16 protein-coding genes are annotated in these 14459 nt (G+C 67.9%); 9 read left to right on the top strand and 7 right to left on the bottom strand.

Annotated features, from left to right (window positions below; genetic code table 11):
* Nucleotides 1–72: 72 nt before the first annotated feature.
* Entirely contained in the window at nucleotides 73–1095 is a 1023-nt protein-coding gene (locus tag ABD733_RS17375) for an LLM class flavin-dependent oxidoreductase (RefSeq protein WP_344798567.1), read from the bottom strand.
* A gap of 25 nt (nucleotides 1096–1120) precedes the next feature.
* Nucleotides 1121–1948 (bottom strand): helix-turn-helix transcriptional regulator, encoded by an 828-nt coding sequence (locus ABD733_RS17370; RefSeq protein ID WP_344798565.1) that lies wholly within the window; start codon nucleotides 1946–1948, stop codon nucleotides 1121–1123.
* A gap of 100 nt (nucleotides 1949–2048) precedes the next feature.
* Here ABD733_RS17370 and hxlB point away from each other — a divergent pair, with 100 nt between their 5' ends.
* On the top strand, nucleotides 2049–2618 hold the full coding sequence (hxlB, locus tag ABD733_RS17365; RefSeq protein ID WP_425552946.1) for a 6-phospho-3-hexuloisomerase: 570 nt from the start codon (nucleotides 2049–2051) through the stop codon (nucleotides 2616–2618).
* Nucleotides 2619–2666: 48 nt separating this feature from the next.
* Nucleotides 2667–3290 (top strand): 3-hexulose-6-phosphate synthase, encoded by a 624-nt coding sequence (hxlA, locus tag ABD733_RS17360; protein ID WP_344798563.1) that lies wholly within the window; start codon nucleotides 2667–2669, stop codon nucleotides 3288–3290.
* Nucleotides 3291–3428: 138 nt separating this feature from the next.
* On the opposite strand, the gene ABD733_RS17355 is transcribed toward hxlA, so the two are convergent.
* Entirely contained in the window at nucleotides 3429–4475 is a 1047-nt protein-coding gene (locus ABD733_RS17355) for a LacI family DNA-binding transcriptional regulator (protein WP_344798561.1), read from the bottom strand.
* A gap of 58 nt (nucleotides 4476–4533) precedes the next feature.
* Here ABD733_RS17355 and ABD733_RS17350 point away from each other — a divergent pair, with 58 nt between their 5' ends.
* From ABD733_RS17350 to ABD733_RS17330, 5 genes are all read left to right on the top strand, one after another.
* Nucleotides 4534–5469 (top strand): sugar phosphate isomerase/epimerase family protein, encoded by a 936-nt coding sequence (locus tag ABD733_RS17350; RefSeq protein ID WP_344798559.1) that lies wholly within the window; start codon nucleotides 4534–4536, stop codon nucleotides 5467–5469.
* Entirely contained in the window at nucleotides 5469–6464 is a 996-nt protein-coding gene (locus tag ABD733_RS17345) for a Gfo/Idh/MocA family oxidoreductase (RefSeq protein ID WP_344798557.1), read from the top strand. Before ABD733_RS17350 ends, ABD733_RS17345 begins: the two co-directional genes overlap by 1 nt.
* A 214-nt stretch (nucleotides 6465–6678) precedes the next feature.
* Complete coding sequence (locus ABD733_RS17340) at nucleotides 6679–7668, top strand: sugar ABC transporter substrate-binding protein (protein WP_344798555.1); 990 nt, start codon at nucleotides 6679–6681, stop codon at nucleotides 7666–7668.
* Nucleotides 7669–7728: 60 nt separating this feature from the next.
* Complete coding sequence (locus tag ABD733_RS17335) at nucleotides 7729–8793, top strand: ABC transporter permease (RefSeq protein ID WP_344798553.1); 1065 nt, start codon at nucleotides 7729–7731, stop codon at nucleotides 8791–8793.
* Between the two features lie 3 nt (nucleotides 8794–8796).
* Entirely contained in the window at nucleotides 8797–9666 is an 870-nt protein-coding gene (locus ABD733_RS17330; protein WP_344798551.1) for an ATP-binding cassette domain-containing protein, read from the top strand.
* Between the two features lie 13 nt (nucleotides 9667–9679).
* On the opposite strand, the gene ABD733_RS17325 is transcribed toward ABD733_RS17330, so the two are convergent.
* Together ABD733_RS17325 and ABD733_RS17320 are read right to left on the bottom strand one after the other, a co-directional pair.
* Nucleotides 9680–10711 (bottom strand): alpha/beta hydrolase, encoded by a 1032-nt coding sequence (locus tag ABD733_RS17325; RefSeq protein WP_344798549.1) that lies wholly within the window; start codon nucleotides 10709–10711, stop codon nucleotides 9680–9682.
* Nucleotides 10704–12119 (bottom strand): MFS transporter, encoded by a 1416-nt coding sequence (locus ABD733_RS17320; RefSeq protein WP_344798547.1) that lies wholly within the window; start codon nucleotides 12117–12119, stop codon nucleotides 10704–10706. Before ABD733_RS17320 ends, ABD733_RS17325 begins: the two co-directional genes overlap by 8 nt.
* Nucleotides 12120–12392: 273 nt before the next feature.
* Here ABD733_RS17320 and ABD733_RS17315 point away from each other — a divergent pair, with 273 nt between their 5' ends.
* Complete coding sequence (locus tag ABD733_RS17315) at nucleotides 12393–13337, top strand: NADP-dependent oxidoreductase (protein ID WP_344798545.1); 945 nt, start codon at nucleotides 12393–12395, stop codon at nucleotides 13335–13337.
* 25 nt (nucleotides 13338–13362) lie between these two features.
* Here the strand turns inward: ABD733_RS17315 and ABD733_RS17310 are convergent, their stop codons facing one another.
* Both ABD733_RS17310 and ABD733_RS17305 read right to left on the bottom strand, forming a co-directional pair.
* Nucleotides 13363–13638 carry a recombinase family protein gene (locus tag ABD733_RS17310; RefSeq protein ID WP_486320558.1) on the bottom strand — a complete coding sequence of 92 codons (276 nt, stop codon included), beginning with the start codon at nucleotides 13636–13638 and terminating at the stop codon, nucleotides 13363–13365.
* Nucleotides 13544–13849: a recombinase family protein gene (locus ABD733_RS17305; RefSeq protein ID WP_344798642.1), complete on the bottom strand. Its 306-nt coding sequence runs from the start codon at nucleotides 13847–13849 to the stop codon at nucleotides 13544–13546. Before ABD733_RS17305 ends, ABD733_RS17310 begins: the two co-directional genes overlap by 95 nt.
* 183 nt (nucleotides 13850–14032) lie before the next feature.
* Here ABD733_RS17305 and ABD733_RS17300 point away from each other — a divergent pair.
* A partial coding sequence (locus tag ABD733_RS17300) for an aldo/keto reductase (protein WP_344798541.1) occupies nucleotides 14033–14459 on the top strand: 427 nt, incomplete at its 3' end.

Raw genomic sequence — 14459 nt, 5'->3', positions numbered from 1 at the left:
ACTGCTTTCCGGCTCGAGCGCTGCCTGCGGCACGAGCGCGGCCTGCGGCACGGCCGCGGCCAGCGGCACCCGCTACGCCGCGGCCGGCGTCCAGCCGAGCTCGGGGCCGAGGTGCTCGGCGAGGTCGGTCAGGATCTGCGCGTAGTCGTCGGACTCGAGCGCGAACGGCAGCGCGAACGCGACCTCGTCGACGGCCTGATAGGCAGGATCGGCGTGCAGGGCATCCGCGATCTCGGCGGAGGTCCCGACGAGGTCGGCCGCGAAGAGCAGCCTGCCCGGGCCCTGGGGCACCCCGACGCGACCGGCCCGCGACTCGGCGTACGCGGCGTAGCGGGCGCGCTGCTCCGGCGTCGCCGAGTCGGTCGGCACGACGACGAGGCCCTGCGAGACGCGTGCGGAAGCCGCATCCTGGTGCGCCTCGCGGTAGGCGTCGATCTGGGCGCGCTGGTTGGTCGCGAAGTCGGTGCCCTGCTCGGCGCGGGTCACGCTCGACGCGAGCAGGTGGAACCCGTTCTCCCCCGCCCAGACCGCCGACCGCGTGCTGCCGACCCCGCACCAGAGCCGGTCGGCGAGGCCGGGGCTGTGGGGCTGGACGATGGCGCTGAACTCCTCGATGCCCCGTCGCTCGGGCGACTCGTTGACGACGTCGCCGCGGACGAGGTCGCGGAGCCGCAGGAGGCGGTCGTAGCCGAGGTCCTCCTGGTCTTTCGTGTCGGGGTAGATGGCGTCGCGGTACAGGTCGAAGTTCATCGGCGTCCCCGCCGAGAACCCGGGGTTGAGGCGGCCGCCGAGCAGGACGTCGACGGTTCCGAGGTCTTCGGCGAGCCGGAACGGGTTCTCGGCTCCGATGGGTGTGACCGCGGTGCCGAGCTCGATGCGGCTGGTCCGCTGCGAGGCCGCGGCCATGATCGCCACGGGCGACGAGATGCCCGGCTGGAGGTGCCGGTGGCGCAGCCACGCGCTGTCGAGGCCCAGCTCCTCCCCCCGCTCGATCACCCGGAGCGTGTCTTCGTGACCGCCCGCCGGGGCCGCAGGATCGAAGGACCCGATCGTCAGAAAACCGAGGCGCTGCAGCGGGGAACCGTGGACGGGCATGTGTCGAGTGTGGCAGGCCCGACGTCTACCGGGTCTGAGCGACGAGCGCCGCCCGCGATCGCGCCCCGGCTTTTCGAAGGAGGTTGGACATGTGGAACTTCACGGTGTTCTCGCTGATGCCCAGTTCTGCCGCGATGTCCTTGTTGGCGGCTCCGGTCGCGAGCAGGTGGAAGACCTCCCTCTCTCGCGGGCTCAGCGCCACGTCGGTCAGGGGGTGCTCGACGTCGGTCGGAGGATCGAGAGGGAGGGAGACGGACACCTCCGAACCCCACCCCCGCGTCGACGTCACCCGGAGCTCGCCGTCGAGCGCGGACACGCGTTCGGCGATGGGGCGCAGCGAGTCGTCGTGCACCGTGAGCTCTCCGCGACCGTCGTCCCGGATCCCGATCAGGAGATTCAGCCCGTCGCAGTCCCACTGCACGCGGACCCGTCGACTCTCGGCGCTGTCGACGAGTGCGAGGACCGCGCTCCGGACGATGGAGCGGGCCGCGTGTGCGACCTCTCCCGGCAGGGCCCGGCCCGTCGCCGGGGGCTCGATGAACTGGATGTCGAGGTCGCCGAACCTCACGAGCGGCCTGAGGTCGAGTCGAAGCCTGCTGAACGCACCGGCGACCGGTTCGAGCATGCTCTCCCGTTGAGCGTCGGTGGCCATGCGGATCTCGACCAGCGAGGCGGCGGCCAGCTCGATCGCCGTCGCCCGAGCGGCCTGGTCGGTCAGACGAGTCGATCGCAGGACAGCGAGGATCGACTCCATGGTCATGGCGTGGCGGTCGGCCTGCTCCGCCACGGTCTGCGCGTGCGCCAGGAGCAGTTCGCGAGTCGCGTGCGGAGTGGGTGCGTGCGAAGCCGACATGGCCCTACCCTATGCGTGCCGCTCCCCCTACCCGTTCCGGTAGGTCCAACCGTCCGATTGGGGAGCGGCAGAGACGAGCGGAGGGCCGCAGGATCGAGGGGTGAGTGATGAACCGACGCGCGCCCAGAGCGCCCTCCACCTGATCGTCGGCGAGCTCGAGGCCGTCCTCGGTCGCCTCGAGTCGGCCGAGCTCGAGGAGCTCGCCCAGGCTGTGACGGACGCCGACCGAGTCTTCGTCCACGGCGCCGGACGCTCCGGCATCGCGCTCCGGATGACGGCGATGCGGCTCATGCACCTCGGCCTGACCGTCCACGTCGTCGGAGAGACGACGACGCCCGCGATCGAGACGGGCGACATCCTGCTCGTCGCCAGCGGCTCCGGCACGACGGCGGGGATCGTCGCGGCAGCCGAAGCCGCCGGCAAGGCGGGTGCTCGGATCGCCGCGCTGACGACCGCTCGGGAGTCGACCCTGGCGGCCCTCGCCGACGTGGTGGTCGTCATCCCTGCGGCCGCGAAGCTCGACCGCTCGGGATCAGCCAGCGAGCAGTATGCGGGCAGCCTCTTCGAGCAGGCGGTCGCCCTCGTCGGCGACGCCGTGTTCCACAGCCTCTGGAAGCGATCGGGCCAGAGCGCAGACGACATGTGGCCGCGGCACGCGAACATCGAATAGCGCTGCCGGATCACCACCTCGACCTCTCCACCCAACAGAAGGAACATCATGAAACTGCAGTTCGCCATGGACACCCTGACCACCGAGAAGGCTCTCGAGCTCGCCGCCGCCGCGGCGCCCAGCGTCGACATCATCGAGCTCGGCACCCCGCTGATCAAGGCCGAGGGCCTCTCGGCGATCACCGCCATCAAGAAGGCGCACCCCGACAAGATCGTCTTCGCCGACCTCAAGACCATGGACGCCGGCGAGCTCGAGGCCGACATCGCCTTCGAGGCGGGCGCCGACCTCGTGACCGTTCTCGGCGTCGCCGGCGACAGCACCATCGTCGGGGCCGTCAAGGCCGCGAAGAAGCACGGCAAGGGCATCGTCGTCGACCTCATCGGCGTCGCCGACAAGTCGACCCGTGCCAAGGAGGTCGTCGCGCTCGGCGCCGAGTTCGTCGAGATGCACGCGGGTCTCGACGAGCAGGCAGAAGAGGGCTTCACCTTCGGCACCCTGCTCGATGACGGCAAGACCTCCGGCGTGCCGTTCTCCGTCGCCGGCGGCGTGAAGGTCGACACCATCGGCTCCGTGCAGGACTCCGGCGCCACGGTCGCGGTCGCGGGCGCTGCCATCTACGGCGCCCCCGACGTCGCTGCCGCCGCCGCGGAGCTCCGCGCCGCCATCAAGTAGCTCGCGATGCGACGAGGGGCCCCGGCGAGTGTCGTCGGGGCCCTTCGTGTCTCTGCGCGGAGACAGTCCTCCGCGACAGGTCATTCTCGGAAGGCGTGACCGGACTGGTGCAGCCGGAGAGCGAACTGCCGCCCCCGGTCAGTCGGCCGCGGGTCGGGCCGGTGCAGGGCCGGTCGTCTGCCGGACCTCGAGAACCGTCGGCACCTCGTGGAGCCGCCCCGGCCCCGCGTAGCCGTCGATGCGTTCCAGCAGGAACTCCGCAGCCTTCCTCCCGATCTGAAAGCTCCCGTTCTGGATCGTGGTCAGCGACACCCGCCGGATGCCCGCGAGGTAGGTGTCGTCATAGCCGACCAGAGACACGTCACCAGGCACGGACAACCCGAGATCGGCCGCGGCGGCCAGAGCGCCGAGTGCGAGAAGGTCGTTGTACGCGATCAGGGCCGTCGGAGCGGTGCGCATCCGGAGGACCCGCAGAGTGGCCGCGTATCCCGACTCCTCCGTCATCCCGGCGTCTACGACCTCGACCTCGGCACCGAGCCCCGCCTCGACCATCGCACGCCGGTAGCCCTCTTCGCGGAGGGCACCCACCCGCTGTGGGCCGCGAAGACACAGGATCCGTCTATGCCCGAGGGTGATGAGGTGCTCCGTGGCGAGACGGGCCCCTGCGACGTCGTCGTTGGCGACGACATCCGCTCCGAGCTCTTCCGGGTCGTACGTGCCGGCGAGGACCACCGGCGTGCGTCCGCGGAGAGCTGCGAGATCGACGACCTCGTCGGAGGTGCCGAGAGCGACGATGCCGTCGACGCGCTGCCGCGAGAGGATCTGGACGGACGACCTCCCGACTCTCTGGTTGCTGGCCGAATCGACGAGCAGGGGTGCCACCCCCGCCGGCTCGAATGCCGTGCTCAGTCCGTCCAGGAGGTCGACGTACCAGGGATTGCGGATGTCGTTGATCAGGATGCCGACGGCGCCTGTCCCGTTGCCCGCCAGCGCGCGAGCCACGCGGTTCGGCTCGTAGCCGAGCTCGTTCATCGCCTGGTGAACGGCGGATCTCCGCTCTGGGCTGACCCCGGGGTCTCCGCGGAGCACGAGGGAGACGAGCGACTTCGAGACGTCCGCACTGCGTGCGACGTCGCGGATGGTCGGGGCCCGATCCTGGCGTCGGCCACCGCGCTCCTCGTCCATGTCTTCAGATTAGGGCTTGCGCTGTCTCGCTTCTGCGCTATCTTGGACCGGTCCAGACATGTCGGGACAATCGCACAACACGATGAAGTGGAAGCCGATGGCCCTCTCGAAGCCCAAGATCTCGATGAACGTCACGACGACCTTCCACGGGAACGTCGTGACGGACATCCAGCATGCGCGAGCCGCCGGTTTCGGAGCGGTCGAACTGCAATCCCCCAAGCTGTACCGCTACCTCGACGCCGGCTACGACATGCAGACGCTCCCCGGCCTGCTCGACGGTCTCGAGGTGTCGGGCCTCGGCGCCGTGCTCGACATCGAGCGTCAGGATGCAGGGCGGTCCGTCTTCCTGGCGGAGGTGCGCCGGATGTGCGAGATCGCGGTCGTCGTGGGAGCACCTGTCGTCCAGCTCTGCACGGGGCCGCTCGACCGCGAGGTCGTCGTCGACTTCCGCGCCGGACGCCTGACCGACGACGACGGCCGGTATCGGGCGACTCTCGGCCTGGACGAGCGCGCAGCCGTCCGCGTCGCCGGCGCCAACGTCCGGGACGCCGCAGACATCGCCTCCGGCTACGGGCTCGACATCTACCTCGAACCGCTCGCCTGGGCGCACCTCAACCGCTGCCGTCACGCCCTCCAGCTCATCGAGGAGGCGGGTCGGGACAACGTCGGGATCGCCCTCGACACCTGGCATTTCTGGACCACGGGCGACACGCTCGACGAGGTCCGCGCCCTTCCCGCGGAGCTCATCAAGGCTGTGCACCTCTCGGACGGCCTCGATCTGGATCGCCAGAACGACGTCCCCGACCAGACCCGACACCGGGACGTCGTCATCGGCGGAGGAGCGATTCCCCTGCAGCAGTGGGTCGACGCGATCAAGACGACCGGCTACGACGGCTGGTGGGTGTCCGAGATGTTCTCGACCCGGGCCAACGAGCAGGATCCGCTGGCGATGGCGACGGCGATGCACACTCTCCTCGCGACGCTGGTGGGCTGATGCAGCGCTTCGCACTGATCGGCGCCGGCTTCATCGGGGCCGTCCACGCCGAGAATCTCGCCGCGAATCCCTCGGTCGACCTCGTCGTCGTCTACGACGTCGACCTCTCCCGCGCGAGGGCGCTGACCGGCCGCTTCGGCGGTCGCCCGACTGACGACGAGTCCGACGCATTCGACCCCTCGGAGGTGGACGCGGTCTTCGTCGCATCCTCGACCGACACGCATGCCGCACACCTGCGGAGGGCAGCCGACGCAGGTCTCGCCGTACTGTGCGAGAAGCCCCTCGCGCCCACCCTGGCCGAGGCGACTGAGGTGGTGGAGTACGTAGAGGCGTCGGGGATCGTCGCCATGGTCGATTTCAACCGCCGGTTCGATCGCGACCACGCGCACCTGAAGCGCATCATCGACGAGGGCGGCATCGGCGCGATCGAGCTCGTTCAGATGAGCTCGCGGGGGCCGTCCCTTCCCCCTGTCGACTACCTGCGGGTGTCAGGCGGGCAGCTGCGCGACCAGACGGTCCACTTCTTCGACCTGTGCCGCTGGATAGCGGGCCAGGATCCCGTCTCGGTCGCCGCCACAGGATCGGTCCTGGTCGATCCTGCTCTCACCGGGTTCGGCGACGTGGACACCTCCGTGGCCACGCTCACGCTGCCCTCGGGAGCTCTCGTCCAGATCGACAGCGTCCGACGGACCGGGTACGGATACGACGAGAGGATCGAGGTGATGGGATCCTCCGGGCTCGTCGAGTCTCGCCGACAGTCCCCCGGGAACGTCTCGCAGTACAGCAGCACCGGGATCGTGAGCACCGGGCTCTACGCCGGCTGGTTCGAACGCGTGCGCCCCACCTATGCGGCCGCCCTCGCTGCGTTCGTGACCGCGCTCGAGACACGGACCCCCTCGCCCGCTCCCCTGCGGGACGGCCTCAGAGCCCAGGCCATCGCCGAGGCCGCGACGGCCTCGCTCGGGAGCGGTCGGACCGAGACCGTCGTGTACTGACACTCCTCCGTCTTCATACTCCCAGGAGGACTCGAGGACGGCGTATGTCTAGACATTCTATTGACAGAACAAGGCTGACGAGTCAGTCTGAGCACCAGGCAACGATGCCGACGAGAAAGACAGCCAGCCCCCGGGACTGACTCTCCTTTCCCCGAAGGCTCTGAGCGAGCGAGACGAATCCGGATCGCCTTCACCTAGAGGAAAAGGAATACTCATGAATCTCACGTCACGACGGCGGCTGCTCCTCGTCGGAGCATCCGTCGCCACGCTCGGCCTGACACTCTCGGCATGCAGCTCCGGGGGTGCGCAGAGCACGAAGTCCGCTTCCAGCGCCGACTGCAAGAGCAACACCTACACGATCGCGATGATCACCCACGAGGCGCCGGGCGACACGTTCTGGGACAAGATCCGCGCCGGAGCGCAGGCAGCCGCGAAGAACGAGTGCATCAAGCTCAACTACTCGGCCGACCCGCAGGCGGACAAGCAGGCTCAGCTCATTCAGACTGCGGTCGACTCGAAGGTCGACGGCATCGCGACCACCCTGGTCACCCCCGATGCACTGGCAGGCTCCGTGAAGGCTGCCACGGATGCCGGCATCCCCCTCGTCGGCTTCAACTCGGGCATCGACGCCTACAAGAAACTCGGAGCCCTCGAGTACTTCGGCTCGGACGAGACCCTCGCGGGGCAGACCGTCGGCGAGCGCCTCACCTCGCAGGGCGTCAAACACCCCCTGTGCGTCATCCAGGCGGCTGGTTCAGTGGCCCTCGAGGCCCGTTGCGCCGGTGTCAAGGCGAAGAACCCGGGCACCGAGAACATGCAGGTGAACGGGACGGACGACTCCGCCGTGGTGTCCAGCATCCAGGCCAAACTGACTCAGGACCCCTCGATCGACGCGATCGTGACGCTCGGCGCACCCATCGCCATGGACGCACTGAAGTCGATGTCCGCAGCGAACAGCAAGGCCAAGCTCGTGACCTTCGACCTCAACGTCGATGCGGCTCAGGCCATCAAGGACGGCAAGATCGAGTTCTCCGTCGACCAGCAGCCGTACGTCCAGGGCTACATGGCCGTCACGGCGCTCTACCTCTACCTCAAGAACGGCAACGACATCGGCGGCGGCGGCCCGGTGCTGACCGGGCCGTCCTTCGTCGACAAGTCGAACATCGCGAAGATCCTTCCCTTCGCCAAGAACAACACTCGTTGATCCGACGGGCGGCTCACTTCACGAGCCGCCCCTTCCGTTTCCAGATCGAAGGACAGATTCATGAGTCAAGAAACGAGTGCGGCCCCGGCGGTCACGACCTCGGACGCATCCAACCGGGTCTCGCTCACGTGGTCGAATCGACTGCTGCGCCGACCCGACTTCGCGGCGGCAGTCGCCGCCGTCATCATCCTGCTGTTCTTCTTCGTGATCGCACCGTCCTTTCGATCGCCCGATTCGATCTTCACGGTCCTGTATCAGTCGTCCACGATCGGGATCGTCGCGGTGGCCGTCGGCATGCTCATGATCGGCGGCGAGTTCGACCTCTCGGCCGGCGTCATGGTCACGACGGCAGGACTCGTGAACGCTCTCTTCAGCTACTATCTCGGCGTCAATCTCATCGTCGGCGCTCTCGTGTCGCTGGTCTTCTGCCTCGCGATCGGTTTCCTGAACGGATACCTCGTCATGCGGACGGGCATCCCCAGCTTCTTGATCACTCTGGGGTCGTTCTTCGTCCTTCAGGGAGCCAACCTGGGTGTGACGAAGCTGGTCTCCGGCGCCGTCTCCAGTCCTGACATCTCGAAGATGGGGGGCTTCTCCCCGATCTCGTCCTTCTTCGCGGGATCCTTCGTCGTCGGAGGCGTGACCGTGTGGAACACCGTCATCTTCTGGATCGTCTTCGTGGCGATCTCCGGTTGGATCCTCCACCGGACCAAGGTGGGGAACTGGATCTACGCGGTGGGAGGCAACGCGGCGTCTGCTCGTGCCGTAGGCGTCCCCGTCCGACGGGTGAAGATCGGGCTCTTCATGACCGTGTCGTTCCTGGCCTGGTTCGTCGGAATGCACAGCCTCTACCGCTTCAACACGCTGCAGGCCGGAAACGGGGTCGGCAACGAGTTCCTCTACATCATCGCGGCCGTCGTGGGCGGCACGTTGATGACGGGGGGCTACGGCAACGCTCTCGGCGTCGCCATCGGTGCCTTCATCTTCGGGATGACCTCACTCGGAATCGTCTTCGCGGGCTGGGACCCGAACTGGTTCCGGACGTTCCTCGGTGTGATGCTCGTCCTCGCTGTCCTCATGAACCTGTACATCAAACGACTCTCCACGGCAAGGAAGGTGGGTTAGCCCATGACAGAGACAGTCGAGTCGGCATCGAGAGTCGCGACGGGTGTTCCGCTCATCGAGATGATCGACGTCGGAAAGTCCTACGGAGCGATTCGCGCGATCAAGGGCATCAGCCTGACCGTGCGCGCCGGAGAAGTGACGTGCGTCCTCGGCGACAACGGTGCCGGCAAATCGACCCTGATCAAGATCATGGCGGGCCTTCACGATCACAACGAGGGCACGATGTTGATCTCGGGCAAGGAGACCACGTTCTCTTCCCCCCGCGAGGCCCTCGCTGCCGGGATCGCGACCGTGTATCAGGACCTCGCCGTCGTGGGGCTGATGGAGACCTGGCGCAACTTCTTCCTCGGAGCCGAACTCGTCGGCAGCAGGATCCCGTTCTCCGGCCTCCGCATCCGGGAGATGAAGGAGATCGCGGATCAGGAACTGAGGAAGATGGGTGTCGTCGTGAAGGACATCGACCAGCCCATCGGCACACTCTCCGGTGGTCAACGACAGTGCGTGGCCATTGCGCGCGCCGTCTACTTCGGTGCCAAGGTCCTCATTCTGGACGAGCCCACGGCCGCTCTCGGTGTGAAGCAGTCGGGCGTCGTCCTGAAGTACACCGCGGCCGCTCGTGATGCGGGGCTCGGCGTCGTCTTCATCACGCACAACCCGCACCACGCCTACATGGTCGGCAATCACTTCACGATCCTGAAGCTCGGCCAGACCGTGCTCGACAAGCGGCGAGATGAAGTCGAACTCGACGAACTGACCCGCCAGATGGCCGGAGGCGATGAACTCACCGAACTGAGTCACGAGCTCAAGGCCCTCGGCGGCATGACGTCCGCCATCCACACGCTCGACTCCGAGATCGAGGCGAACGAGCCCTGACGCCGCCGGGACGTCACTCGTGGCGCTTCCCTGCCCGACGGTCCGCAGGAGGATTCGATGGCACCGCGCCCGGGGCGGGCGCTCCCAGAGTCCGTCGCGTCCAATCCCCCAGGGCTCTGGTCGCGGTCTTCGAGAGGACGGCCTGGGGCATCATGCTGGTGAATCCGTGGAAGGCGCCTGGCCAGACGTGCAGTTCGGCGTCGACTCCTGCGGCCCAGAGGGCACTGGCATAGGCGACCGTCTCGTCGCGGAACACCTCGGTGCTTCCGCAGTCGATGTAGGTCCGAGGCAGACCCTGGAGGTCTCCGGCGCGGGCGGGTGCGGCGTAGACGGAGACGTCGTCGGTGGCGCGGCGAGCGCCGAGGTAGGCGTCCCAGCCGAAGCGGGTCATCTGCCGGTCAGCGACCCCGACACCGTCGATCTGGAGCGTCGACACCGTGTTGTCGCGGTCGTCGAGCATGGGCGAGACGAGGATCTGCGCCAGCAGGTCCGGGCCCTTCCGGTCGCGGGCGAGGAGGGCCGTGCCGGTGGCGAGCCCGCCGCCGGCGCTCTGACCGGCGATCACGATCCGGTCGGGGTCGATGCCGAGCTCGTCGGCGTGGGCGGCGACCCAGACCAGACCGGCGTAGCAGTCCTCGACGGGATACGGGTTGGGAAATTCAGGGGCCAGGCGGTAGTCGATGCTGAGGAGGACGACGTCGTGGTCGAGGAGCCAGTCGTCGTACGAGTCGAGGTTGCCGAGGTGGTGACCGAACATCATCCCGCCACCGTGGATCGTGTAGACGGCGGCGGTCGAACCGGTGCGGCCGATGCGCTGGATGACGGCCAGCTGAATGGGGTCGCCCAGGTGCCCGGGAACGGTGACGCTTCGGCGTTCGTAGCCCCGGGTGCGGAGCTGTGCGTCGAGTTCTTCTTCGGTCGTGTCGAGTCGGCGCATGCGAGGCAGCATCTCGTTCGACAGGGTGAAGGGCCCTCGAGCCTCGAGGGCGGTGAGGAACGTCTGGAGTTCGGGGTCGAACGGGGGGCGGACGCTGCGGTCAGACATGGGTGGGCTCCGGGGTGGTGGTGGTGGTGCGGCGGGCACGGATGATGCCGAGCGCGACGAGGGCTGCGGCGAGGGCGGTGATCGTCAGGCCGGCGACGGTGAGGGCGGTCTCGAACGTGTCGACACGCGTCGGTGTCCACGACCCGCTCGTGATGCTGCCGGTCACGAGGGCGGCGAGGAGGGTGCCGGTGGCGGTGATGCCGACCGCGGTCGCGATCTCGCTCGCCGTGTCGATGAGGGCTGCACCGATCGAGGTGCGGTTCTCGGGCAGGCCCCGAAGGACGTTGTTGCCGGCGACGACGCCGACGACCCGCATCCCTGCAGCCACGAGGACGAGCGCGAGGGCGACCCAGACGTATCCGAACCGGGCGAGGCTCGCGAACACGGCGAGACCGGCGACCACGGAGGCGGCGCTCATCCACGCGGCGCGGCCGAGGCCCACCCGGGTCACGAACGGTCCGACGAGCCGTCCGCTCGCGAGGAGGACGACGACCTGGGGCAGGGTGCCGACGGCGGCGAGAGCCGGCGACCACCCCCACGCGAGCTGCAGCTGCAGAGTGACCAGGTACGACAGGCCCGCCATGGCGAGACCCGCGGCTGCTTTGTAGGCCAGGCCACTCGAGACCAGGGGTGTGGCGATGAGATGCAGGTCGAGGAGGGGAGAGCGGGCCGACCGCTCCCGGATCACGAAGGCGGCGATCGAGAGGGCTGTGACAGAGACTGAACCCCAGGACAGCCCTGCACCGGCGTGGGTGACGAAGAGCGTGGGTGTGACCAGGATGCCGACGACGGTCACGCTGCCCAGGACCGCGCCGACGACGTCGATCGGATCACGGTGCAGGTCGGCCTTCTGATCGGTGCTGACACCGACACGGATGCCGACGAAGGCGAGGGCTGCGATGGGAGCCGTGGCCAGCAGGAGCACCTGCCAGGGGGCGACCGCGAGCACGAACCCGCCGACAGTCGGTGCGATGGCCAGACCGACGAGCCCCGCAGTGGAGATCACGGTCAGCGCCCGCACGCGGAGATCCTGCCCCGCGAACAAGCGGAACGCCAGCGCCATCGTTCCCGGCGTCGTCATCGCCGCAGCGACTCCCATGAGCGCCCGGACGACGATGAGCTGTTCCGTCGACGTGACGAACACGGTCAGGATGCTGGCTGCGGCGAGGAGGACGAGACCGGTGAGCATGACCCGGCGTCGGCCGAAGCGATCGGCCACCGCTCCGAAAAGGAGCATCAGACCGCCGAAGGCTGCCGAGTACGCTCCCGACACCCATTGCAGGGCTGCGGTCGCCGCTCCCAGGTCGCGGCCGATGGTGGGAAGGGCGACGTTCAGGATCGAGTTGTCGAGCATCTCGAACAGGAACACGGCCGACAGCCCGGCCAGGGCGACCCACGCATCACGCAACCGCTCCGGTGGAGCGGTGACGCGGGATGAGGTTCTTGATTGCATCGACACAGGCGCACTCCTTCGAGGAAGAAGTGGCGACTCCCATGAGACCGCGTGCGCATTTCCGCCGACCGAGGCCGGGCGGGATTTTTCCCTCTGCAAGAAACGTACAGCATGAGGACGGGCTCGCGCTCCTGACGCGACGCGGTCAGCCGTGCGTCGTGTTCGCCCTCATCTCGCCGGGCAGAACGAACGGCCGGACGGCCAGCTGGCGAGCGTAAAAGAGAAGGCATGAAGGTCATCGGAGTCACGAAGTTCGGAGGGCCCGACGCCCTCGCCATCCACGAGGTCGAGGAGCCGCACGCGGGTCCGGGCGAGGTTCGCATCGAGGTGAAGGCGTTCGCGGTCAGCCCCACGGACACCGGTGTCCGTGCTGGCGGACGCGATCTCAGCCAGGCTGGCGAACCGCCGTACGTGCCGGGCATGGACGCCGCGGGCGTCGTCGACGAGGTCGGCGAAGGGGTGACGGAGTGGAAAGAGGGCGACGAGGTCATGGCCATCGCTCTCCCGCTCCGGGGTCACGGCGGGGCGTATGTCCAGGAGCTCGTGGCACCCGTGGACTCCATCGCCCGGATTCCGGCAGGCACGTCTTTCGAGGAGGCCAGCACGATCCCGATGAACGGCCTCACGGCGGTGCAGATCCTGGAGAAGGCGGGTCTGGCGGCCGGGCAGACGCTCCTCGTGACGGGTGCCCCGGGACTCCTCGGGAACTACCTGGTGCAGCTGGCGGAACAGGAGGGCATCGTCGTCATCGCAGATGCCGCCGACAAGGACCGCGCGCTCGTCGAGTCGCTCGGCGCGGACCACATCGTGCCGCGAGGCGATGAGTTCGTGGCTGCTGTGCAGGCGATCGCCCCGCACGGGGTCGACGCGATCGCTGACACAGCACTGCTCCACGAGCAGGCCGTCCCACTGCTCCGAGAGGGCGGGGTGTTCCTCGCCGTGCGCGGCTGGCAGGGCGACGGGACCCCGGGCGTCCGGTTCGAACAGGTGATGGTGTTCGACGAGTACCACTCCCACACCAAGCTCGACCGGCTGCGGCAGGCCGTCGAGGACGGCGTGCTCACACCGCGGGTCTCCGAAGTGCTGCCTGCGGCGGAGCCGGGGACGTCCGCTGACGCGCACCGCCGGCTCGAGGCAGGGGGCACCCGCGGCAGGTTAGTCCTGACCTGGTGAGACCTCGGCAGCACGACACGGGCGATCAATCCTCGAGAGCTCGTGCGCGGCGGTAGAACGTCGACCGGGGTGACCCGAGATCACACAAAACCCCGCCGCGGCCTCTCCCCTTCATGAGTCGCGCAGCATTGCGGATCTGCCCGTCGGAAATCCTTCGTGGATGGCGACCAAGATCCGCATCCACCTGTCGACGCTTGCTGACCGAGTCAGCCGTTCGCTCCCTCTTGATGTGGCGCTCCATCTGCGCCAAGGCTGAGATCACCCTGGAGGCCATCGACCCTGCGGGGTTCGTCGTATCCACATCCCCTCCCCCAAAGTTCAACACCTGCAGCCCCTCCGACCGCAGCCACAGTCTCCCCTGCGAATTCGAGCATGTTCTGCGTCAACCGGCCCAACCGCTCCAATGACGTGACGACGAGTGTGTCACCGTCACGAATGGCTTCGAGAGCCCCATGAAAGCCCGACCGGGGACGCTCGAGCACCCCACACCCCGTGATCGACGTAGGGATCATCTCTTCGAACGCCAGCAGCGAATAGGTCCGCTTCCTGCCGATCCATAGTCCGCTGCTCAGTCGACCCATACGTAGCCGATCGGCTTGCCCTTTAGGCATCCCACGTGTCCCAGAACTATCGATGGGGACTGCTGTCGGTTTGGTTGACTCCTGCGCTGTGAGGATTTCGGTTCTCACGGAAGGATGGTCGCACGTCATTCATCGGAGGCTTATACACCGTTCGAGAACGAGAAGCTCCTCGGCCAGGTGCTCGGCTCCGATCGAGACAGCGTCGTCGTCGCGTCTAAGTTCGCCACCGACTTCACCGACGACGGCCAGCCGATCGGTCTCGACGGCTCCCCAGAGCATGCACGACGGGCCATCGACCGGTCCCTCAGGCACCTCGGCACCGACCACGTCGACCTCTGGTACCTCCACCGGGCGGACCCGAACGTCCCGATCGAGGACACCGTCGGCGCGATGGCTGAAGCTGTGACCGCCGGTAAGGCCCGCTACATCGGCGTCTCCGAGACGTCAGCCGAGACCCTGCGCCGGGCGCACGCGACGTTCCCGATCACGGCGATCCAGTCCGAGTACAGCCTCTTCGAGCGCGACGCCGAGCACAACGGCG

Source organism: Frondihabitans peucedani, assembly GCF_039537585.1.
In the GTDB taxonomy this organism is placed as follows: Bacteria; Actinomycetota; Actinomycetes; order Actinomycetales; family Microbacteriaceae; genus Frondihabitans; species Frondihabitans peucedani.
This window is presented reverse-complemented; position numbering and strand designations above follow the sequence as displayed.

Coding starts and splice junctions, on each gene's coding strand:
- ABD733_RS17375 (WP_344798567.1), bottom strand. CDS start 1,095: ATGCCCGTCCACGGTTCCCCGCTGCAGCGCCTCGGTTTTCTGACGATC.
- ABD733_RS17370 (WP_344798565.1), bottom strand. CDS start 1,948: ATGTCGGCTTCGCACGCACCCACTCCGCACGCGACTCGCGAACTGCTC.
- hxlA (WP_344798563.1), top strand. CDS start 2,667: ATGAAACTGCAGTTCGCCATGGACACCCTGACCACCGAGAAGGCTCTC.
- ABD733_RS17355 (WP_344798561.1), bottom strand. CDS start 4,475: ATGGACGAGGAGCGCGGTGGCCGACGCCAGGATCGGGCCCCGACCATC.
- ABD733_RS17350 (WP_344798559.1), top strand. CDS start 4,534: ATGTCGGGACAATCGCACAACACGATGAAGTGGAAGCCGATGGCCCTC.
- ABD733_RS17345 (WP_344798557.1), top strand. CDS start 5,469: ATGCAGCGCTTCGCACTGATCGGCGCCGGCTTCATCGGGGCCGTCCAC.
- ABD733_RS17340 (WP_344798555.1), top strand. CDS start 6,679: ATGAATCTCACGTCACGACGGCGGCTGCTCCTCGTCGGAGCATCCGTC.
- ABD733_RS17335 (WP_344798553.1), top strand. CDS start 7,729: ATGAGTCAAGAAACGAGTGCGGCCCCGGCGGTCACGACCTCGGACGCA.
- ABD733_RS17330 (WP_344798551.1), top strand. CDS start 8,797: ATGACAGAGACAGTCGAGTCGGCATCGAGAGTCGCGACGGGTGTTCCG.
- ABD733_RS17325 (WP_344798549.1), bottom strand. CDS start 10,711: ATGTCTGACCGCAGCGTCCGCCCCCCGTTCGACCCCGAACTCCAGACG.
- ABD733_RS17315 (WP_344798545.1), top strand. CDS start 12,393: ATGAAGGTCATCGGAGTCACGAAGTTCGGAGGGCCCGACGCCCTCGCC.
- ABD733_RS17305 (WP_344798642.1), bottom strand. CDS start 13,849: ATGATCCCTACGTCGATCACGGGGTGTGGGGTGCTCGAGCGTCCCCGG.